General features: G+C 36.1%; 17 protein-coding genes. 16 read left to right on the forward strand and 1 reads right to left on the reverse strand.

The window, feature by feature from the left end:
* Window positions 1-33 precede the first annotated feature (33 nt).
* The 11 genes from KKC46_07850 to KKC46_07900 all read left to right on the forward strand — a co-directional run bounded on the left by KKC46_07850 (window position 34) and on the right by KKC46_07900 (window position 12,578).
* Window positions 34-1,272: a phosphomannomutase gene (locus KKC46_07850; protein MBU1053728.1), complete on the forward strand. Its 1,239-nt coding sequence runs from the start codon at window positions 34-36 to the stop codon at window positions 1,270-1,272.
* Window positions 1,273-1,341: 69 nt separating this feature from the next.
* Window positions 1,342-3,330, forward strand: a complete 1,989-nt coding sequence (locus KKC46_07855; GenBank protein ID MBU1053729.1) for a hypothetical protein — start codon at window positions 1,342-1,344, stop codon at window positions 3,328-3,330.
* An 8-nt stretch (window positions 3,331-3,338) separates the two neighbouring features.
* Complete coding sequence (locus tag KKC46_07860) at window positions 3,339-4,625, forward strand: glycosyltransferase family 4 protein (protein ID MBU1053730.1); 1,287 nt, start codon at window positions 3,339-3,341, stop codon at window positions 4,623-4,625.
* Between the two features lie 99 nt (window positions 4,626-4,724).
* The gene (gene wecB, locus KKC46_07865; protein ID MBU1053731.1) at window positions 4,725-5,942 is read left to right on the forward strand and encodes a UDP-N-acetylglucosamine 2-epimerase (non-hydrolyzing); all 1,218 of its coding nucleotides are present in this window, start codon (window positions 4,725-4,727) and stop codon (window positions 5,940-5,942) included.
* An 87-nt stretch (window positions 5,943-6,029) separates the two neighbouring features.
* Window positions 6,030-6,560, forward strand: a complete 531-nt coding sequence (locus KKC46_07870; protein MBU1053732.1) for a hypothetical protein — start codon at window positions 6,030-6,032, stop codon at window positions 6,558-6,560.
* Window positions 6,561-6,746: 186 nt separating this feature from the next.
* Window positions 6,747-7,157, forward strand: a complete 411-nt coding sequence (locus tag KKC46_07875) for a class I SAM-dependent methyltransferase (GenBank protein ID MBU1053733.1) — start codon at window positions 6,747-6,749, stop codon at window positions 7,155-7,157.
* A 1-nt stretch (window position 7,158) separates the two neighbouring features.
* Window positions 7,159-8,700, forward strand: a complete 1,542-nt coding sequence (locus tag KKC46_07880; GenBank protein MBU1053734.1) for a lipopolysaccharide biosynthesis protein — start codon at window positions 7,159-7,161, stop codon at window positions 8,698-8,700.
* Window positions 8,701-8,753: 53 nt separating this feature from the next.
* The gene (locus KKC46_07885; GenBank protein MBU1053735.1) at window positions 8,754-9,305 is read left to right on the forward strand and encodes an acyltransferase; all 552 of its coding nucleotides are present in this window, start codon (window positions 8,754-8,756) and stop codon (window positions 9,303-9,305) included.
* Between the two features lie 203 nt (window positions 9,306-9,508).
* Entirely contained in the window at window positions 9,509-10,021 is a 513-nt protein-coding gene (locus KKC46_07890; protein ID MBU1053736.1) for an acyltransferase, read from the forward strand.
* Between the two features lie 24 nt (window positions 10,022-10,045).
* On the forward strand, window positions 10,046-11,275 hold the full coding sequence (locus tag KKC46_07895) for a polysaccharide pyruvyl transferase family protein (GenBank protein MBU1053737.1): 1,230 nt from the start codon (window positions 10,046-10,048) through the stop codon (window positions 11,273-11,275).
* 25 nt (window positions 11,276-11,300) lie between these two features.
* Entirely contained in the window at window positions 11,301-12,578 is a 1,278-nt protein-coding gene (locus tag KKC46_07900) for a glycosyltransferase (protein MBU1053738.1), read from the forward strand.
* 138 nt (window positions 12,579-12,716) lie between these two features.
* On the opposite strand, the gene KKC46_07905 is transcribed toward KKC46_07900, so the two are convergent.
* Entirely contained in the window at window positions 12,717-14,327 is a 1,611-nt protein-coding gene (locus KKC46_07905) for a transposase (GenBank protein MBU1053739.1), read from the reverse strand.
* A 133-nt stretch (window positions 14,328-14,460) separates the two neighbouring features.
* Here KKC46_07905 and KKC46_07910 point away from each other — a divergent pair, with 133 nt between their 5' ends.
* From KKC46_07910 to KKC46_07930, 5 genes are all read left to right on the forward strand, one after another.
* Window positions 14,461-15,891 (forward strand): Coenzyme F420 hydrogenase/dehydrogenase, beta subunit C-terminal domain, encoded by a 1,431-nt coding sequence (locus tag KKC46_07910; GenBank protein ID MBU1053740.1) that lies wholly within the window; start codon window positions 14,461-14,463, stop codon window positions 15,889-15,891.
* Between the two features lie 663 nt (window positions 15,892-16,554).
* On the forward strand, window positions 16,555-17,526 hold the full coding sequence (locus KKC46_07915; protein ID MBU1053741.1) for an O-antigen ligase family protein: 972 nt from the start codon (window positions 16,555-16,557) through the stop codon (window positions 17,524-17,526).
* Between the two features lie 58 nt (window positions 17,527-17,584).
* Window positions 17,585-18,715, forward strand: coding sequence for a glycosyltransferase (locus tag KKC46_07920; protein ID MBU1053742.1), 1,131 nt, complete (start codon window positions 17,585-17,587; stop codon window positions 18,713-18,715).
* A gap of 3 nt (window positions 18,716-18,718) precedes the next feature.
* Window positions 18,719-19,795, forward strand: a complete 1,077-nt coding sequence (locus KKC46_07925; protein ID MBU1053743.1) for a glycosyltransferase family 4 protein — start codon at window positions 18,719-18,721, stop codon at window positions 19,793-19,795.
* Window positions 19,796-19,908: 113 nt separating this feature from the next.
* Window positions 19,909-22,563 carry a choice-of-anchor D domain-containing protein gene (locus KKC46_07930; protein MBU1053744.1) on the forward strand — a complete coding sequence of 885 codons (2,655 nt, stop codon included), beginning with the start codon at window positions 19,909-19,911 and terminating at the stop codon, window positions 22,561-22,563.
* Window positions 22,564-22,834: the final 271 nt, after the last annotated feature.

Below are 22,834 nucleotides of genomic sequence, written 5' to 3' on the forward strand. Positions count from 1 at the left end.
TCCCAACAGTTTTAATTACACCCCCCAAAGCAAGTGGTTGTTGGTTATGATATACGCCTACAAAGTCTTGCACTGGCAAAAGCTGTTTCTGAAGGCCTTCTGGACAGCAATGTCGATGTAATCGATATCGGCCTTTGTGGAACTGAAGAGATTTATTTTCAAACAGCCGACCGACATGTGGGTGGTGGCATCATGGTCACCGCCAGCCATAACCCCATGGATTACAATGGCATGAAGATGGTACGTGAGGATAGCCGTCCGATCAGCGGCGACAGTGGCCTTAATATCATAAAGGAATTGGCCGAAAAAAATGTGTTTAATAAGAATACTTCACGGGGCTCGCTGATAAATGACAAAAGCAAGGAAAATTATATTCAACATTTGCTGGGATATGTTAACCGCCCTGCCCTGAAACCACTTAAAATAGTCGTCAACGCTGGCAACGGGTGTGCAGGATTGGTCGTGGATCAGCTTGCCCATCACCTGCCTTTTGAGTTCATACGCATCCATCACGAACCGGATGGAAACTTTCCAAACGGCATTCCAAACCCGCTGCTTCCTGAAAATCGAGCGGCAACATCTAATGCCGTTAAAAAACATCGGGCTGATTTCGGGATTGCCTGGGACGGAGATTTTGATCGCTGTTTCTTTTTCGATGAAAATGGTCGGTTCATTGAAGGGTATTATCTGGTCGGCTTATTAGCCGTTCAAATTTTAGAAAAACATCCAGGCGCGCGTATTATCCATGATCCGCGTCTAATGTGGAATACGGTATCGATGGTCGAGGCGGCTGGCGGCATCCCCGTGCAGAGCAAGACGGGACACGCCTTTATTAAGGAGCGTATGCGAATAGAAAACGCAGCTTACGGTGGTGAGATGAGCGCTCATCACTACTTTCGAGACTTTGCCTATTGTGATTCTGGAATGATTCCATGGCTTCTTGTATCCGAACGAATTTCGAAAACTGGAATCCCCCTGTCAAATTTTGTAGATGAACAAATGAAGGCATACCCATGTAGTGGAGAAATCAACTATACTGTAAAAGACAATACAAAAGTCATAGAACAAATTCTTTCACATTATAAAGCAAATGCCCTATTAGTGGATCGTACAGATGGTGTTAGCGTTGAATTCAAAGAATGGCGGTTCAATTTGCGCGCATCGAACACCGAACATCTCCTGAGACTCAATTTAGAAACCAGAGGTGATACAACACTCCTCCAAGAGCGTATACAAGATCTTTACAGAATCATTTCAGCCTCAGCATATTAACGAAATGTTAACAGATTTTTTATATACCTATCATTATTTATTTAATAATATCATAATTTTAAATCTTATATGAAACATAATAAAATCATATTGCTTTTCTTTTTACTCTGCCAACTTTTTTTTGCAAACATAGTTTTATCTGAAGAACCAGAAGTAAATTTTGTCGATATTGTGGGATCTGACATAAAGGATGCTAAAGAAGCTAAGTTAGCCTGCGATTTGTTGGGTCTTCGGTTCGTAACCAACTATATTGGAACAAAAAGTAACAATGAAGTGTTGAGGTCAATAAAAGGATTATATAACAAAGAGGTGTTAATACTATCACAAAGAGTACTTAAATATTTCAATAAAGATATTGTTTCAATGTTCGGACAACCCGATAGTAAATCAAAAATATTTATTTGGGGTATATGCTCTGATACGGACATCGCAAATTTGAGGATTTGGTCTGATAACAAAATCAAGCACTTTAGAAAATTTGAATTAAAACATCTTCCCACATCAATCAGTGTGGTAAATAATGATCAGATTTCAAAGGAACTTGGTGGGCTGGAATACCCTTTTATTAGCTCTGGCACAGGAGTAATAAATGGCTTTGAATTAACGGACTCTCTTAGAGCATTTACTCTTATAAATGTAGTCGATGAAGACCATAAACCAATATGTCCAATCTTTTTAAAAATAGATTCAGCAAATAAAAGTGTGTTCTATTTAACTTCCTGGGAAAAAGTCATTTCAGGTGAAAATCATAGCCTGTTAAAAATTATACCTCTATTGATGTTTCTAAAATACTCCTTTGGAGACCGCTCTTGGCATGGTATTAATGATTATGCGAACTTTACTATAGATGACCCATGGCTGAAAGAACCATATGGTTATCTTAGCTTCAAAGATCTTTGCAAAGAAGCAAAAAGAGCGCCTTTTCACGCCACCATCGGATTTATTCCTTACAACTATCAAAAAAGCTATAATGACGTTATAGAAACATTTCGACAATGTCCTCAGAATTTATCGATAGCAGTTCACGGCAATAATCATGATTTTTCAGAATTCCGTTATAATGGGAATACTCGATTAGCTGATAAAAAAATCAGTTCTCTTCATCCGGATGAAAAGAATATTCTTCAAGCATTATACAGAATGGAAAAATTTAGTCGTAAAACTGGCATCCCATTTGATCGCGTGATGATATTCCCAAGAGGAATTTACACCATAAACAGCTTGAGCCTATTGAAAAAAAATAATTTTCTTATGACAGTAAATAGCACAAAACCTTTAGGCATAGGACATTTCACTAATAATATTGATAAATCAAGAGGCATTACACTCGAATTTGAAAACTTCCCATTGGTTTTGAGAAATGAAGTCCCAAATTTGAAAAATAATAAGAGCGCCATGATACTCATAAAAAATTGGATACAGATGCGATTATTTTTGGATTTACCAGTAATATTACTTACACATCATGACTTTTTTAAAAACAATCCCAATGGGCTCAATTCTATTTCAAATATGATTAATGAATTACAATATAAAGTTGTATGGACTAGCTTGGGGAATATAGCAAAGAATCTTTATTTGCAGAGAAGAATTAATGATCATGAAATAGAAATTTCTACTTATTCAAGCAATATTTATATAAAAAATAAATACCCACATATTATGAAATATAAGATTAAAAAACAGGAAAACTTTATAATTCCTATTCGCTCAGTTGATGTGGATGGAATTAAACATAAATATCATCGAGATGACAGCTATATTAAAATCGAAGTTTTTATCAAACCAGGTCATGAAAAAAATATCCAGATTATTTATCATTCTGATAATCAAGTAGCAGATTTCACCTATTCTGATGACAGCTTACAAGCAACTTTAGTTAGAAACCTATCGGACTTCCGTGATCTGTATTTACCAAAGCTGCCTTTTGGAGATAAGATGGTAATAATATTTTATTGGATAGGCGGTGTAAAGGGTTTTGGAATAGTCTTGTTAGGATTTACTGTAGTTTTTATTATTATATTAATTCTACATAAAAGAAAAAAGGCAAAATCCTGATTATAGAAATGACAACATTAAATATTACAATATTAAGATTTGCTCACGCATTCGATTCCGGTGGAGGCACGGAGACTTATATAGAAGATCTTGACCGCATGCTATTAGCAAATAATTCTTGGACTATCATACGGATGTATTTGACATATGATAAAAATACAAAATCTCAACAGCATGAAATTATTGGCAAAGGAAATTTGATTAAAGTCCCGCTTTATGCTGAAAACCCAGACAAATTAGAATTAATGAATATTGAATCAAAATATGATGTTTTAAAAAACCGTCTAAAAAACCTGTTTCGTGACCAAATTATATATAACCCGTTACTTTATTCTGTATTTTTTCAAAGTATAATTCAAAAAAGACCTATACCTAAAAGGATAAACGAAGCACTTAATGCAAAAGAATTAGCAACCGAATTAATGTCCGAACACAAGATTGATCTTGTTGTAATGCACTATGCATCAGGAAGTGACAGTGCTGCTGTAATTGAAGCAGCAATTCAACGAGACATTCCATATGTTTTTATCAACCACTTTTCAAATGATTGCCTGAACAGCGTTTCAGTCAGGGAACAAACAAAAAAGGCTGCCGGAATTGGCGGAGTTTCAAAGGTAGGTGTTCCAAAGCGGCTCCGTAATACTTTCTATAATATTTCCGATGGCATAGATATCAATATCTTTAAAAATACTTCTTCAAAACCAAATAATGATAAAAAGGATACCCCCATAATTCTGCTCCCTGCAAGAATTACCCCTTCAAAAGGGCAACACGATTTGATCAGAGTATGTGCCAATCTTCGTAATGAAGGCGTAAGATGTCAAATCGCATTGGCAGGCCGGGCAGACTCTGAGAGCTATATCAAAAAACTCAAAAATATGGCTAATAAACTAGGTGTGGGACAAGACGTTCTTTTTCTTGGCCTGTTGTCATCCGATCAATTGAGAGAATGGTACGATAAATCATCCATAATGGCATTTCCAACCTATCATAACGAAGGACTTGGCAGAGTATTAATTGAAGCACAAGCAATGAAAGTTCCTCCGGTCAGCTATATTATAGGAGGTACTCCCGAGGCAATTATACACGGTAAGACAGGCTTTCTTGTTAAAAAAGGCGATATTTCCGATTTTGCAGCGAGGCTAAAGGAATTGCTTAATGATGCAAATAAGCGCAGGCACATGGGCGAGGCCGGGCGGGAATTTGTTGTAAGACAATTCAGCCTGCAAGCATTAGCTATAAGACATGAAAAGTTTTATTTAAAAGCAATTTCAAAAGTAAGCCGAAAATTTTGATTAAATCAATTGATAAATATTTAATGTTTATCTCTTAAAACTCGTCTATGTACTTCTAAATACTGCTAGAAAACTCCACATTAATCTTAAGGATCTAAAATGAAAATATCTATTATTTTAGGCACTCGTCCTGAAGCAATAAAGTTGGCACCGGTAATTCTTGAAATTATGAAAGAGCCCGGCTTAGAATCCCAAATTTGTGTTACAGGCCAACATCGTGAAATGTTAGACCAAGTGCTAACTACTTTTGGTCTAACTCCAGACATAGACTTAAATTTAATGAGGCATAATCAGACCCTGACATCTCTTACTGTAAGTGCAATTGAATCAATAAATAGTTATCTGCTTAATAAAAAGCCAGATCTCGTCTTAGTGCAGGGAGACACAACAACAGCCTTTTGTGCTACATTAACAGCATTCTATAATGGTATTCCAACAGCACATGTGGAGGCTGGCTTGAGGACATGGAACCTTAAGTCACCTTGGCCAGAGGAAGCAAATCGTGTCTTAATCTCACATATTACCCAACTGCACTTTGCACCAACAGCATCAGCAAGGCAAAACCTATTACGAGAAGGAATATCCGACAAAACTATCAACGTAACTGGCAATACCGTTATTGATGCACTGTTTTTCACTTTGGACAAAGTAAGGAAAAATCGTACAGTAATACCAGGACTGCCTAAATTCCTCCAACCTTTAGGAGATAGCAAAACAAACTCCCCTAAAATTATACTTATAACTGGGCACCGACGTGAAAGTTTCGGCCAGGGGTTCCAAAATATATGCTATGCCATTGCTGAGTTGGCAGAACGTTTTTGTGACTTTCATTTTATATACCCGGTTCATTTAAATCCGAATGTTCGCAAACCTGTAATGAGTATACTAGGTAAGGTAACAAAAAATAACAAAAAAATAAGGATGGATCAAACGGTTAAAAAAGAATCATATATAAATAATGTTCATTTGATTGAACCGCTTACTTATTTGGAATTTGTTGCAATGATGGATCACTCAACTCTCATACTGACTGACTCAGGAGGCATACAGGAAGAAGCGCCCAGCCTTGGGAAACCGGTTCTTGTAATGCGTGATACAACTGAAAGACCTGAAGCGGTAGAAGCTGGAACCGTTCGGTTGGTTGGCACAAATGTTGACAATATAATCAAGGAAGTATCTAGTTTACTTCTTGATCCAGAAGCCTACAAGGTAATGTCGAGAGCTCATAACCCATACGGTGATGGATTGGCTTCAAAACGAATCGTTAAGATATGCCAAGAGTTTTTATCTAATTCACCGACCACCACTTCAGCATAGCTGGTAGTAATCTTGCTATAAAAAACTGGACACTCAGTTAAGCCGTTATGGAGCGACACGATATCGCATAATTGAGTGTATCAACAGATGATGATAATATCTGTTGTAAAGATTTGTAAATTATTAATCGGACATCAGCGAGATAATATGAATCAACTTTATAGAATTAGAGAAAAATTTTCCTATCATTACAGAATTGGAGGAATTTGGGGAATATTCTTTCAATTACATCAACATTTTCCAGTGCCAGTACCAAATATAATAAAATGGAAAATGGGGGTAGTGCACGAAATTAGGTTTTGGGAAAAAGTTTTCAATCAAGAGAATGAATATTGGCCAGGATTCAAAAAGCGACTCGATTCAAACAGGCCAATCGAAGGAGCCCTCAAAGAGCTATTGGCTGAAATCGATATAGTTAATCCCTTAATCCTTGATGTTGGTGCTGGACCAATTACATACCTGAGTACAGGCGGCTTCAATAGCTATCCAACCATTCGAGCTTGTGACGCGCTAGCCATACAATATGACAAAATATTATTAGCTCATAAAATTCAACCAAAGATAAGAACTGAACTATGTGAGACTGAGCACCTTACACATAAGTTTAATTGCCATTAGGTAAACCCCCGGCTCTGCCGGGGGACTCCCAGAGTTTGACAATTCCGGGAGTATGAATTTGACAAGCGTTCATCATACAAGATGCTTTTGTCATATCCGAATGCTTTTATCAGGAATCCAGCTTTCAAAAATCGGACAAAATCCGGATTCCCGCAAAACCACTGCGGAAATGGCAGGAGAAGATGCTTGACGATGATGCTTTTGGTATTTCGATTGCGATCAGGCCCCTTTGAGGGGCCAGCAATCGTAAAGCCTCCGGCTTTGCCGGAGGATATTTACTTTGACTTTTTCGATATTGTCTATTCGAGAAACTCACTTGATCATTGTCACGATCCCATTAAGGGCCTTGATCAAATGATTAGTGTGACTAAACCAGGTGGATATGTTGTTATCGAAGGGATACGTAATGAAGCTATCCATGAAAACTGGATAGGTATGCACAATTTTAATTTTGATACAGATGATACTGGAGACTTCATCATATCTAATAAAATAAAAAAATATTCTGTTAAAACGCAATTTAAAAAAAAAGTCTCTCTTAAAACCAAAATTAATAAAAGCTGGCTTGTTGTAATAATTCGAAAATTAGAGGACTAATTTGAAACCAACGAAAAATCTGTCTATAGATAACAGTAAGCCAAATCAAGATGATTTTAGTACTAATCACCTCCTTTCTAACTTAACACATAAAACGGTATCAAGCAGTTTTATCTCTTTGGGAACACAGGGTGCAAAATTCTTATTGAACTTAATGTCTACAATAATACTCGCCAGATTACTTATGCCTGAAGATTTTGGTATAGTTGCCATGGTAATGTCTGTAAGTGGGTTTTTTATGATGTTGAAAGATGCTGGCCTTTCAACGGTTGTTATCCAAAAAGACTTAATAACCCATGAACAAGTATCAAACTTATTCTGGCTTAACATTATATTTTCCACTGGGCTAAGCCTAACTATGGCTACTATTGCTTATCCAGTTTCGTGGTTCTACAAAGAACCACGACTTGTTAATATAACATTAGCACTTAGCATAATTTTTTTTATATTTGGTTCCTCATTTCAACATCAAGCACTTTTGAAACGTCAACTTAAATTCAAAACAATTGCAGCGATTGAAATAGGATCTATGGCCTCTGGATTTATAACAGGTGTATTTATGGCTTTACATGGCTATAAATACTGGTCGCTTATAGGACAAAATATTGCATTAGCTCTTATGACCTGTTTATTGACATGGTACTTCTCTAATTGGCGCCCAAGTTTTTTTACTCGTAATTGTGGCACTATACCTTTGCTTAATTTTGGAATAAATTTAACAGGCGCAAGCTTATTGCAGGCTATTTCTCGTATGCTAGAATATTTTTTAATTGGTCGGTTTTATGGAGCACAGGCACTTGGTATCTATTCAAGGGCTAATGCTCTTTTAATGAATCCTCTGCAGCAATTATTAAGCCCTCTATCTAATGTTTTCATACCTGTTTTATCCAGGCTACAAACTGATGAAAAACGTTATCGAAATATTTTTTTACAAATTTATGAAACTATGGCAATACTTATATTTCCTGCATCAGGATTGTTAATGATAATATCTGACCCCCTTATAAATATTGTTTTAGGACCAAAGTGGCATGAAGCTGCACCTATATTCACATTATTTACAATTTTAGCAATTTATGCTCCTTTATCCGGCGCAACGATTTGGTTATTTACTAGTCAAGGGAGAGGGAATGATTTAATAAGGACTACTACTATTATTACTTTTTTTGGCATTTGCTCAATAATAGTTGGCTTACCTTTTGGGGCTAAAGGTGTAGCATTCAGTTATTCGTTGACTGGTATTTTCATTCGCCTGCCAATTCTTTACTATTTAGCTGGTAGAAAAGGACCTGTGAGTACAACAGATTTATTCGTCAAGTTTGTCAAACATTTGCCTCTTTGGTTTGGTGTTGTTGGATCAACCTATATAACAAACATACTAATTCCCACTCATGAACCAATACATCAAATCTTTATTTCTACTTTTGTCGGAGTCATTGTCAGTATATTCCTTATTTATAACATTAAACATGAGAGGGAAATAGCTATCAACCTAATAAATAAAATGTTCACTTTGATACCAAATAAATTTATAGTGAAATAATTATAATTTATTATGACCATAATAAATTATATACAAATAGTATATAAAAGAAGCTGATTCAATTGAAAACTCCCCAAATATTATTAAACAAAATTATAGAACTACACTTAAATACAAAAAAGCGTCATTTTCGAAAATGTGGCACCAATGTTAGAATAACGAAAGGATGTAGATTTTTTCACCCAGAAAAAATAGAATTAGGTAGTAATATTTATATCGGCCACAATGCATGGATTGATGCACAAGGGTCTATTACAATTCAAAGTGGAACCATAATAGGCCCAAGACTTATTATTTACTCAGCAAACCACAACTATAATAGTGATAAAGCAATTCCATATGACGAGGATATTATTTATAGTCCAGTAATCATTGGTGAAAACACATGGATTGGCGGAAATGTAATTATCTTACCTGGTGTTTCAATAGGCGAAGGCTGTGTAATAGGAGCAGGATCAGTAGTAACTAAAAACCAAAAAAGTGGGGTGGTAATTGGTGGAAATCCAGCAAAAATTATAAAAGAACGTAATTGGTCAATGTATCAAAAACTTAAAAGAGAAAATAAAATATATTATAAAATAAAAAATGATAGTAGTAAATCTTAATAACATTCTAATAGATAAATTATATTATCTTTCAAAATCAAGATTAAAATTAATTGAAGCGCAAGCGTAGAGAATGCATAAATGCCATGTTTAAAAAAAATATAAAATATTATAGAGCAGTTTTACAAGCAAGCCCATTTAAAACGGCATTACTATATACGCGAACAAAAAGAATCAATTTAAAAATAGTGATTTATCCAGAAATGTTTTGCAATATAGCTAAAAATGCAACCCTTGAAGGGAATGGAATTCTTTATTTGGGAAAAACATGGGAGCAGAGGAGATTTTTGCAATCCGAGTTCATCGCCTATTCGGGAAGCTCTGTGCTTGTCAATGGAGTTTTCTCTTTTTATACAGGTTGTTGTATTGCAGTTAATACAGGCGCAAGCCTCAGTATTGGTAGCGGATATATGAATAATAGAGGATCTATTGAATGTTTTAAATCTATTGAAATCGGTGCTAATGTAATGATCGCAAAAGGCGTAACAATAAGGGACAACGACGTTCATATAATTAATGATCGGATATCTGCAAGCCCTATAAAGATCGGAGACAATGTCTGGATTGGAATAAATGCGACAATATTGAAGGGCGTCAATATTGGAAACGGTGCTGTTATAGCAGCAGGGGCTCTCGTAACAAAGGATGTTCCTGAAAGTTGTTTGGTTGCAGGTGTTCCAGCAAGAGTCATTAAGAAAAACATTTATTGGTATTAGTTGATAAGGATGAAATAAATAATAATGATAAACAAAACACCTAGTTTCTTATTGTATGGAATTGGTGGTGTTTATAATTACGGTTGTGAGGCTATCGTTCGTGGTACAGTTAATTTGCTTCGAACTCGATGGCCAGAAGCCAATATAACACTTGTCACTCCAAGGTATGAAGATGATATGCAACGTCTTAATGATATAAATATCAATATTATACGAAAAATGTTTGAACCGCGTTTTGCACCAAAAAGAATTGCACGAAAAGCAGCTGGGCTTTTATCCATACATTGGGATCCTTTTGTGGAAAAAATCGACTATATGGATGAAGTGGATGTTGTGCTGTCTATCGGAGGTGATATGTATACCGTTTCACCATTAGGAGCCGGATATGCCAAGAAACTGATCCAGTTCGGTGACATCGCAATAAATAAAAATAAGAAACTTGTTATATGGGGAGCCTCAATAGGTCCTTTTGAAGATAATACCGATGCTAAAAAAGCTTATGTAAAACACCTGCAAAATGTAGATTTAATAACAGCTCGTGAACCCATAACTGTTAATTATCTTAATAAACTTGGTCTATCTCAAAAAACCGTTTCATGTTCTGATCCAGCTTTTATTGTAAGCGGGTCAACGATTAGAAAACCACCAAATAATAAAAGACTCCACATTGGTGTTAATTACAGCCCTTTATCATTATTATTTGCAACAAAAAATGAAAATTTAAAAAATTTTGCAGAGAAACAATCCCTTATTCTTTGTAAATTAATTGAGAAGTACAATTCCGAAATTACTTTGATACCCCACGTAGTGTGCTCTTTCGAACCTACTGATGACGATTATACATACCTGATGTCCATTCGAACAATGATTCCTGAGAAATTTAAAGATAGAATACATATTATTGATAACGATCCTGGCTATATTGGCTTAAAAGATGTACTCGAATCGTGCGATATAGTTATTGCAGCTAGGATGCATTGTGCTATAAATGCAATTTCTTTAGGAATACCTACGATTTTTGTTTCTTACAGTGCAAAATCAGAAGGAATGGCCCAGTATATTTATAATCACAATGTTTGGGTCGTTTCATTAAATGACACTACATCTGTCAACTTAGTTCAAAAAGTGCAAATGATGATTAATGAAAAAGAAAAAGTGCAAAACCAGCTATTACAAAAAATTCAAATTTTAAAAAAAGATGCTACAAAATCTGTAAATGCCCTTGAAAAAATATTGGAAGGTCCTCTAAACTGAACTTTATTATTTTACCCATACCAAAATGAAATATCCAATTAAAATACTGTTTATTAGTCCATTCTTTGCACCCTTGTCTAACGCTGAAGCTTTTTGTAACGGCAAGATGGTCAATCAACTTTTAGAGGATGGTTTTGAAGTAAAAGTTTTATCAGTAGATTATGGTGGCCATAATAAATTTTCATACGATCAATCTGATATATGGAATCCATTAAAACCTGTTACTATTAAAATCCCTCCTCATGCAAATACCAACAAATATTTTTCTCCTTTTTTAGGACTCCATTATAAAACAATTAATTGGGCTAGATGGATTAATGCAGTTATTCTAAAAGTATCTCACCTTCATCGTATTCACCAATTTCATATCATTTATTCTCGTGGGCTTCCAAACGTTGCACATATTGCAGGATATTGGGTTACACGAAAATTAGGTATTAAATGGATTGCTAATTTCAATGACCCTTGGGACTTAGAGGCAACTCACTTAATGCCCCAACAACGTCATTTGAGAAAAAAAAATATCTCATCTTTTGTTTACGATAGATGGTTTCAAATTGTTATGAAAAAAGCTGATCTAATTACATTTCCATGCGAAAGACTAAGAGACTATCATCTACAAATGGTTAATTCGCCTGTAAATTGTTCGATTATCCCCCATATTGGTGTTTCGGGAAATGATTTGTCTGATCCCAAAACTTTTTATTTAATACATGCTGGAAGCTTGGGTAGTGGTGAAAGCACACGACATGGAGCAACTTACGAATTACTGGCAGGTTTTAAAAGATTCTTGGATCATTATCCTGAATCTGAATCATACGCTACCAAACTTTTACTAGTAGGTAAAAGTGACCCTCTAACAATACATATTATAAAAGAAATGAAGTTGGATACTGTTGTATCTTTTACGGGTTGGGTAAACTATTCTGAAAGCATAAAATATATAGCAAAAGCTTCCGTATGTATCCTTGTTGAGGGAATGATGCCGGAAGGGATATATTTACCATCTAAATTGGCTGATTATATAGTATCTCGTAAACCAGTAATCGCATTGAGTCCCACTGTCGGAACTATCTCAGATCTGTCTCGATTTAAAGGAATAACACGAGTGAATGTTGATGATCAAAAAAGTATAGAGCGCGCCATCGCTTTTCATTTTGAAGCATTTAAAAATCAACAATTATCCACACTTTCACCATGTGATGAACTGATTAACAAATTTGAAAGTAAAAATATCCTTAATAATTTTTATTCTATTATAAAGAACATATTACCCGAGTACAAATCTGGACATAAATTATGATGGTTTCGTAAAAAGTCGGTTATCGGTTTTTGTAAAAAACACTGACTCAGTAGTAAATATTAGTGTTTGATGTTAATTTTTGGTTAAAAAAAGTATAAATTGTTCTTTGATATATGCAAAATATTAATTGGGCGGCTGTTATACCGCACATAGACCCTGCTTTGGCATCATTTGTGCCATTCTGAATGCAGCAGCTCTAAAGATGTTCACTCCCAAAGCTTTCAGCACGGCACAGTAACTCACAGCTTTGAGCCCTCGAACCCGAAGTCGCTTGACCCCGGTTCTCCGGTCATATTCCGACATGGTGGCTTCGACTCCGGAGCGCCAGCGGTAACGATCTTTGAATCCATCGGTTCTTTCATATAACCTGCGCATGGCAACACGTTTATCTTTTTCAGTAAACCGCAGGTAAAAAAACTTGCGGCCTTTTTTAACCGGACATTGTGATTGTTTGGGACAATTGCTGCAAACTTCCATATCAAAACCCACACTGTTGCGCTTTTTCTTTTTGACTGTAACAGGCGGATGCCCTTGCGGACAGGCTAAAATACAACCATCATCGGATATCTTAAAGTTGCAAAGGCCAAGCTTATCTTCTTTCGGGGCTCCCATAACCGGTGCAACCAGTTCAACCCCCTGGGTTTCTGCTTTTTGGAGGTTGTTATCGCTGCCATAAAGAGAATCGGCAAGAACCTCCTTAGGCGCAAACCCGTTTGCTTCGGCAGATTCAATCGCAGGTAAAAGAGCGTTCGCATCACTTTGATACGCCTTTTCTACTTTGACATGGGTAATCAGTCTTAGCTGTTTGTCTTCAGGATCATCACAAGGTGAGTATGTCTCCATGATCTGAACCTGATAGCCTTGTCCTTTATGGCCGCTGTAACTTGCATCCGGATCTGACGGATTCTGCAATGAATCGGAAGCAATCTCTTTGGGTTTCTTTATCAAAACAGGATTATCGGTATCATCTGTTAAGTTGCATTGCTCATTTAAAACCCGCTCAAGAAGTTTAAAACTGTACAGAGAAGATACTTCATCTGTGTGCTGGAACTGTACAAACAGGTTAAAAAGATCCTTGCTTACTTCGCTTAAGGTTTTATGAGATTCGGATGGCTTTACCATGGAAAAGCAGTTCATAGCGTTTTTGGTAAAGTACTTTTCAATAATATGCTTATCCACCTTATCGAAGAAAGCGGGATACTGCCGTTTAAGATTAGCCAGAAATTTGTGGATGGTTTCTGAAAAAATTCCGATTCTGCCAAGCCTGCGCATATTGGACTTTATATGCACTGAGTCAAGACGCTGCTTGTCGGTATTGACATTAAAAGCTTCAGCCAGCTTAGCTGTGCCGGAGTTGAAGATTATGTCTTCGAGACCGTTTTGTACAATTATGTTTCGGTTGTTCCACAATGTTTTAGTGCTGACGTATTTGGCATTATCCGATTCTTCCGTGATATTTAATGCATAATGCCATTGCATATTAAAGCAATACTGCTGAACCGTTTCTTCATCAGTAAGGTTACAAGTCTGCTGTAGAATAAGTGCACCAAGCATGGAATAAAGCTCTTTTGTTGACCGCCCCATGAATTCGTCGAAAAACTTTGCAAATTTATCGGCAGGAATAGAAGGCAGAATGTGCTCACGGAATAATCCAGGCCATCCGGCATCAAGCATTTGCCGTCTTTTTGGAGAAATACTGTCCCATGGATCAAAAATGTAAAGCTGTTTAGGATTTTGCATATGTATCATAATTTACCTCTTAACCTTTTGAATCTGTTAACTATTTATACAAGCCAAAGAAGTAAAAGTCAAGAGAAATATTAATAAATAATAAAATAATTCAATGTGTTATAAAATATTACTTTTTACGAGTCCATCAATTATGAAGAACAATTATTTTAGTAAAAATAATTTTGATTTATCAAACGGCTATAGCAACTTTGAGATGGTCATAAAAGAAGGGCTCTGCGTCGGTTGCGGTATTTGTTCAGGAATATTTCCAGAATCATTTAAAATGGAAATTTCCAAGTATGGTGAATATCACCCTATTTTTTTAAATAACTATAATCTTAATCAAATATTTAGCAAAGCAGAAAAGTTTTGCCCATTTACTGGAGTTGGAGAAAACGAAGATAGGCTTGGCCAAGAAGAGTTTGGAAATTTAGCAGGAATTAATCATTTATCAGAGTTAGGGTACTTTTTAAACACATACGTTGGTTGGGTAACAAATGATTCAAATCGTATATCATCCAGTGCAGGGGGATTAACAACATGGTTATTAAAATACCTATTAAAAAATAAAATTATTGATGGTGTTATTTGTGTTAATCCTACTAATTCAAATGATATATTTTTTGAGTATAGTATAATTCGAAAAGAACAAGATCTCGATAAAAGCAAGAAATCTAAATATTATACCATCGAGTTATCAAAAGTTATTAAAGAATTAAAGGCATCTGATGGGAAATATGCTATTGTGGCTTTACCTTGTTTTATAAAAGGCTTGCGCTTAGCAATCCAGCATGGATTTTTACCTCGTGAAAGATTTTATTGCATGATAGGATTGTTCTGTGGGCACCTGAAGACAACGCAATTTTCACATTATCTTATTCGGCAATGCGGTTTAAAAAAAACCTCTGTAATAACTGTTGATTTCCGAAAGAAACTCCTTAATGAAAAAGCTTCAGATTATGCTTTTGAAGTCACCGCAAAAAATGAATTTAATAATGTTGAAAAGCATCATATAAAAATGAAGGATGTTTTATTAGGTAATTGGGGGTTGAACGCATTTATGTTAAAAGCATGTGAATATTGTGATGATGTCGTCGCGGAACTTGCTGATGTTTCATTAGGAGATGCCTGGTTACCTGAATATGTTACCGATAGCCGTGGAACCAATATTATTATATGCAGAAGAAATGATTTGCATGATATTTTCCTACAAGCTGCTGATACTGGTGAAATAGCATTAGAGGATATTGATCCTAAAAATGTTATTCTTTCCCAGGATGGTGGTTTTCGCCAAAGAAGACAGGCACTATCTTATCGGCTTTTTATTTCAAGAAAATATGGATTATGGCGACCAAAGAAAAGAATATCGCCTTCATCGAAATCAATAAAAATTTTTAGCAAAATAATTCAAAAGATTCGGATTAAAATTGCACAGAGCAGTAAGGAAAAATTTCATGAATATTTAATAAAAAATGATTTGAAGTCTTTTTCCAATCAAATGTCTTTTTGGGTATATATATTTAACTTCCTATATAAAACCAAAAGGCTATTTAAGCTTATCACTTCATCTTTTCATTTATAAAAATTGTGACCCAGAAAGTAATTGCTGGAAAATTATGCCAATAATTAAGAAGCTTAAATAATTTAATATACCCTTGATAAATGCATGCTTAATCTCTTAAGGTTTGCTGTTTAATCCCCCGAAGCTTATTCGTTCATTGCTTTTTGATACGTCACAACTTGCTCCGGGGTAGTTCATTAAATATTTAAAAATATTATTTCGATATAAAAATAAGGTTGTTAAACATAATTTCCCACAGATTTGCACAAAATTATCGTAATGCCTCCTCAATTAGTTCTATTGTTATGCTTTCTGTTTATAATTTACGTTTTATACTCTGAACGCAAACGAAATACACAAGTTTCTCGGGCACTGATTTGGCCTTTGCTTTGGTATATGACTGCTGCAACACGGCCTATCGGAGTTTGGCTATATATCTGGGGCTTCAAATTGCCTTCTTCCAATTCACCAACAGAAGGAAGCATTATTGATGCATGTTGGTTAACCATATTAATTGTTATTGGAATCTATATACTTAATAGCAGGCACTATCGTTGGCATACCATAATAAGAGAAAATATATGGTTCTTGTTATTGTTTTTCTTTATGGCACTAAGCATTTTTTGGTCACAATATCCTATGGTCTCCTTTAAGAGAGTTATAACTTCCTTCGGATCAGTAGTCATGGCTCTGGTTGTCCTCACAGAACCCAAACCCGTAGAAGCGATTATAGCAACGCTAAGAAGATGCGCCTACTTTACGATTCCACTTTCAATAATTACCATAAAGTACTTCCGGAATATTGGCGTCCAATGGGGAAATTGGTCTGGAGAAGCATCTTGGGTAGGTCTATCCATGTCAAAGAATACGCTAGGTCAAGTTGCTACAACCGGGGCTCTCTGTTTCATTTGGGAAAAGATGCGCAAACACAATAGCAATGATGTTAGAGTGATTGATTTTTTATATATTATAATGAGCTTGTATCTTTTAAAAGGATCAGATAATGCCATAAGTGCTACATCCATTTCTGTATTTGCCACCGGTTTTTTGATTTTTATAATGTTGAACTTTATGAAGATTAAAACAGAAAGAATCAAACCATTTTTCAAGCTAGTCTGTATCATTATCTTCGCTATACAATTGACTTTAATTTGTCACACCTTAAGTCCTTTCCCCAAAGACTCTGCATTGGGCTTCCTCGTTCAGGGGATGGGACGTGATATGACTTTGACTGGGCGAACGGAAATATGGAGCGATATCTTCTCTGTAGCTTCTCACAGACCTATGCTCGGCACGGGCTATGGTGCTTTCTGGATTGGTAGGCTGGTTAATATCCCATGGTCAGAAAATATGTCCTGGGTATTGAATCAAGCACATAACGGCTATTTTGATATATATCTTCAACTGGGATGGGTTGGTATCTGCTTGCTTATAGCTTCTATATTTTTCACTATCCCAAAAATCGTTCGCACATTTTCTTTTGACTATGAATATGGTCGATTTAGAATGACCTTTTTTCTTGTAATTCTTTTCATCAATATCACTGAATCAACATTGCTAAGGCTCAATCACCAAATGTGGTTTATTTTCCTTCTTGCTGCATTAACTGTTGCACCTTATAAAGATAGCAGTATTGTAGGGGTAAATGAGTTTTAATTGCAGTACATCCCGATGACTAATTTCCATTATTGAATTTGAATGCTTAATTATCATTATGACTATTATAGTTCCCCACGGTTTTGAACCTAACTATACTTTAGGTTTTGTTAAAGGTCTCGTTGCACACAACATTGACCTTTGCGTTATTTCGTCAGATATAGATCAGCTTAGACTTACGAAAATAGGTATTAATAATATTAATTTACGTGGCTCACAGGACCACAACAGGACTTTTCTGTCTAAGGCAATCAATATTATAAAGTATTATGCTTACTTGTTGATATATTTGCTGCAAAATCAAAGAAATGTCATCCACTTTACTGGCCTCTTCGGAAACTCTTCAATTCTTTATGATGGCATTATACTGAACTTGTTTTTTAAATTAGTATCGTCGCGGTATATATATACGGTTCACAACATTCTTCCTCACAGTAAGCAAAATAGCCAATTATTTAGATGGATTTACCGAATAATATATATAGTACCAGATATCCTTCTGGTCCATACTCACTTGGCAAAACAGCAACTTGTGGAAAAATTTCATGTTCCAGAAAGAAAAATAATTGTTATTTCTATCGGTCTAAATGAAGAAATACCGGTCACGAAAATTACTCAAAATGAAGCAAAAAAGCATTTGGGTTTCAACAGCCAAGACAATATTGTACTTTTTTTTGGGAAAGCTGATACATATAAAGGTCTGGATATTCTAATAGAAGCATTCGATCAGCTCAACCTGCCATCAATGAAACTCCTTATCGCCGGATGGTTTCCAGATTCGTCCTACCGCCAACAAATTACTTCAGCTATTAATAATGCCGACCATAGAGCAGCTATTTATCTGCATGAAGCATTCATCCCCAATGATGAGGTTGAATATTATTTCAAAAGTGCTGATGTCCTTGTTCTACCTTACAGGAATATTTACCAGAGCGGGGTAGTATTCCTTTGTTTTAATTTTGGCCTGCCGATAGTATCTACACCTGTTGGCTCAATTCCTGAATTTATTGGAGATGATATGGGAATCATAACAGAAACCAATGATCCACAGGGAATAGCCGATGGACTAAGGCATTTTTTTGAGGCAAAAGATAAATTTAACAGGGAAATAATTGCAGCAAAGGCAAAAAAATACAAATGGGAAAATCTTTGTAAGGCCCTTGTTCCACTATATAAAGAAAGATACTAATTTATGAAGAAAGTTTTACTGGTATCAAACAAAGTATTTCATTACAGGGTCTCAAATTATAATTATTTTGCAAAACGTTTTAAGGATTATGAATGGGAGTTTATAGTACGCTCGAATGAACTTGAAAAACAAAATCCTTTCCCTTTGGAATTTGATTTCAAAGAAATGCCTTTCAGTTTTTTCAACTATAAGCGCGAAATTGAGCAAATCCGCCCTGATGTGGTTATATTTTTTCTACATCTCAAAGACATTATCATATGGCCGCTTATACACTGGCTAAAACTCAAAAGAATACCTGTTGTTTACTGGAATAAGGGTATCAACCTGGAAGTACATAACCCTGGTCTTCGCAATCTCTTTTTCTACTACATTCATACTTTAAGCGATGCCCTTATACTATATTCAAAAAATGAGGTAAAAGATATCTGGACCAAAAATCAGCATAAGGTATTTATTGCCAATAACACAATAAACTTTGAGTCTTTTCCTGAAATTTTACAGACAAAGGAAGAAATTAAGCAAGAATTTGGTATCCCTTTTAACAAAGTAGTGCTTTTTGTTGGTCGCATGCGCTCTGTCAAAAAAGTGGAACATCTGATACAGGTATTTAATTCTCTTGATGAGCCAGGATTAGGTTGTGTTATTGTTGGTAATTCTATGGCATACAATATCCATGACCTGATTAAGCGTGATAATATACTTTACCTTGGAGAAATTCATGATCCGAATAATCTTCAAATAAGCAAGTTATTCAAGGCATCAGACATATTTTGTATCCCTGGAGATGTGGGACTTGGCTTAAACCAGGCTTTTTATTGGGGTTTGCCTGTTGTAACTGAGGATGGTCTTCAACCCCCAGAGATACACTATCTGACAAATGGCCAAAATGGTTTCATTGTACCGGAAAATGATATAGAAAAATTGAAGGCCAAAATCATATTATTGCTCTGTAATGACGAATTACGTGATCAATTTTCGCAAAAGGCGAGAAATGTAATCATAAATGCAGCATCTATTGAAACCATGTTTAAGGGATTCTTAAATTGTGTTTTGGCATTGAGTTCGCCGGATCGCCATTAAAAAAAGACCATTATGATAACGTGACAATATTCGATGCATTGCTTGATTTCAAAATAACTTTGATGTGGTATTCTTTTTTACTTAACCATTACAGCAATTGGAGGAAACATCTTATGACTTTTTATAAATATTACTTATGGATGTTCTTGCGGATTGTAGCAAAAATGAAAGTAAATTTGTTCTCTTTTATATTTGCAATAATTTTTAGTTTACCTTTATTGATAGAAAGTGGATTTGCGGCTACTTTTGCAGCTAATACTTGCTCTCAATCTGATGTTTCAGCCACTATTTCAGCTGCCTCTGACGGCGATACGGTTTCAGTACCTTCTGGAACTTGTACTTGGGGGACAAGTAGTACATATGTTCTTGTCAATAAAGCTATCACTCTACAAGGTGCAGGACGAGGAATTACGATAATTAATCTTGCTGATAGCGGATCAACATATGCTAATGCAGTCATAAGGATAACTGCTGCTGCTACCGTCAAGAGTATGACAATAAACGGTTCCGACGCTGCTTTTGTTAGTGCTTTTTCTGCTGGGACAGTTGATGGATGGAGAATCACAGACATTGATTTCAACGGCGGGACACATGAAGCTTATTTTGTTTATGCCGGATCGTATGGCCTAATTGACAATAATAATATAACTGGCGCATCCGGTTCTTCCGAACTTATATTTGCAAGGGGGCCGACTGATTCATGGCAAACAGCTAATTCTATCGGTGAGGCAGATAATCTTTTTATTGAAAATAATATATTTAATGGAATTGGTTATGTGTGCGATATTAATTCTAATGGAAGAGCAGTCGTCCGATACAATACCATAAATGGGATAAGCAAGATTGATGGGCATGGTAAAGCAAGCAACTCACCACCCCATGGTGTTAGGCATTTGGAAATATATAACAACACATGGACAAATACCACTAATTATTGGGCTGCTATGGAAATACGTGGCGGTGGGGGTAGAATATTTGATAATGCCATACAGTCATCTGCATCTATATGGCTTTTATTGGAAGAATTTGGGTGTTTAAATAAATGGCCTAACTTTGATAGCGAATATCAATGCCTAAGTGATTACCCAATAGATGATCAGATTGGTGTTGGGATTGACCCTAAGTCAGCTGCTAGTGAACCTTTATATATATGGGGGAACACTAAAAATGGATCTCCTATTTCATTTATTTATCCAGCAATTCCAGCAGGTGCAATAACAGATTGTGGCGAAGGTTCTTGGACTATGGAAGATATAATACAAGAAGGACGTGATTATTTTGAATCAGAAACAAAACCCGCTGCAATGAGTGGATATACACCATATACTTATCCCCATCCCCTTGTTTGTGCCTCTTCACCTTATCCCGAAACCGCCCTCTGCCCTCAACCTGTGGTTACGGTATCACCAACAACAAAAGATTTTGGAAGCATCACTATCGGCTTTGAAACCGATACACAAACATTCACGGTTTCAAATGGCGCTGGCGGTGGATATCTTAAAGTAAAAGCAGTTGCCCTGGCAAATGAAGATGGCGATTATGACCAATTTGCATTGTCAGTCGGAGAAGACACCTGTTCGGGGAATATAATGGCTCCGGACCAAAGTTGTAGTTTCAAGGCATATTTTCGCCCGTCAACAGAAGGCGCAAAATCTGCAGATATTGTTTTGAGTTATACAGACGATTCTCCAATAAAAACCATACCTGTAAGCGGAACAGGAACTGCCATACCAATCCCTTATATGTCAATTTCACCTACTTCGATATCTTTTCAGGATGTAAATACATACGCAACATCTGCGGCTCAGCCAGTTACCATTCAAAACATCGGAAATGAGGTACTCAACATAAGTACTATTGATCTTTCAGGTGGAAATGATAACCTGTTTAATATAGTAAATGACGAATGCAGCACAGTGCAGGATATACCAAAGTTTAGTACTTGTACATTCGGTGTAACATTTGCGCCAACAACAGGAGGAGAAAAGGAAACAACTCTTACTATCACATCTGATGCAGGCAACTCTCCCTATGAGATACCTTTATCCGGCAACGGCACCTCAACCACAAATGTAACCTCAACCAATTCAACTGTTTCAGAATATATAGTCTCCGATTCAGCATCAGGCTCCCCTTCGGATTATACAACCCAATCGGTTGTAAGTTATACGTTAACAGGTGTAAGCAGCAGTGCCAATGTCAGTATTACCTATCCTTCTTTACCGGCAAGCCCTGTATTCTATAAAGTTGTGAGCGGTGTATGGAAGCAAATATATCCCACAAATGCTACCTCCGGAATTACAGGCGTTACATTAAGCGGCTTAACTCTTAGCTATACCATTTGGGACAACAAAGATTGTGATAGTGATGGAACGTCGGGCACCATCACCGACCCGGTAGCCGTTGGCACTGTGGCAACGGCAACAACAAAAAGCGTTGCTACTGATGGTGGCGGCGGTGGAGGGGGCGGGGGATGCTTTATAGCAACAGCCGCATATGGATCAAGTCTTGATAAACATATAGTTCTCCTGAAAAGCTTTAGAGATAATTATTTGTTAACTAATTTTGTGGGCGAAGCATTTTTAAACTTATATTATAAATATTCACCCCCTGCCGCAAATTTCATCCGCAAACATGACACCGCAAGAACCGCAACACGAATTGCCCTTACCCCAATTGTCTATAGCGTTCAATATCCCTATCTTCTGCTTCTGCTTTTAATACTTCCAGCGCTCATTCTTTTAAAAAGAAGAAAGACTATAAATTAGACAGGATTAACAGGATGTACAGGATTTTGCCTACGGCAAGTGGGTCAAGAGAAAGCACAAAACTCATGAATCATTAGCCGCCGACAGACGCAGAAAGGAATTTGATTAACGTTTAAATAAAACATACCTGCGATAGCAGCATGTCAGCATTTTAAGAATTTTTCCTCTCAAAAAATTCTTAAAAAAACTCTGTGACTCTGAGAACTCTGTGAGAGATTTAAAATATACAAGGCACAAGTTTATACACTTTATGCTTATCAATTTACTGTAA

The sequence above is a fragment of the Pseudomonadota bacterium genome (assembly GCA_018817425.1).
GTDB lineage: Bacteria > Desulfobacterota > Desulfobacteria > Desulfobacterales > RPRI01 > RPRI01.

Bases quoted from the DNA above. Each gene is read 5' to 3' on its own strand.
- KKC46_07890 (MBU1053736.1), top strand. From the start codon at position 9,509: ATGTTTTGCAATATAGCTAAAAATGCAACCCTTGAAGGGAATGGAATT.
- KKC46_07870 (MBU1053732.1), top strand. From the start codon at position 6,030: ATGATGATAATATCTGTTGTAAAGATTTGTAAATTATTAATCGGACAT.
- wecB (MBU1053731.1), top strand. From the start codon at position 4,725: ATGAAAATATCTATTATTTTAGGCACTCGTCCTGAAGCAATAAAGTTG.
- KKC46_07905 (MBU1053739.1), bottom strand. From the start codon at position 14,327: ATGATACATATGCAAAATCCTAAACAGCTTTACATTTTTGATCCATGG.
- KKC46_07860 (MBU1053730.1), top strand. From the start codon at position 3,339: ATGACAACATTAAATATTACAATATTAAGATTTGCTCACGCATTCGAT.
- KKC46_07895 (MBU1053737.1), top strand. From the start codon at position 10,046: ATGATAAACAAAACACCTAGTTTCTTATTGTATGGAATTGGTGGTGTT.
- KKC46_07925 (MBU1053743.1), top strand. From the start codon at position 18,719: ATGAAGAAAGTTTTACTGGTATCAAACAAAGTATTTCATTACAGGGTC.
- KKC46_07855 (MBU1053729.1), top strand. From the start codon at position 1,342: ATGAAACATAATAAAATCATATTGCTTTTCTTTTTACTCTGCCAACTT.
- KKC46_07915 (MBU1053741.1), top strand. From the start codon at position 16,555: ATGGCTCTGGTTGTCCTCACAGAACCCAAACCCGTAGAAGCGATTATA.
- KKC46_07920 (MBU1053742.1), top strand. From the start codon at position 17,585: ATGACTATTATAGTTCCCCACGGTTTTGAACCTAACTATACTTTAGGT.
- KKC46_07930 (MBU1053744.1), top strand. From the start codon at position 19,909: ATGACTTTTTATAAATATTACTTATGGATGTTCTTGCGGATTGTAGCA.
- KKC46_07910 (MBU1053740.1), top strand. From the start codon at position 14,461: ATGAAGAACAATTATTTTAGTAAAAATAATTTTGATTTATCAAACGGC.
- KKC46_07900 (MBU1053738.1), top strand. From the start codon at position 11,301: ATGAAATATCCAATTAAAATACTGTTTATTAGTCCATTCTTTGCACCC.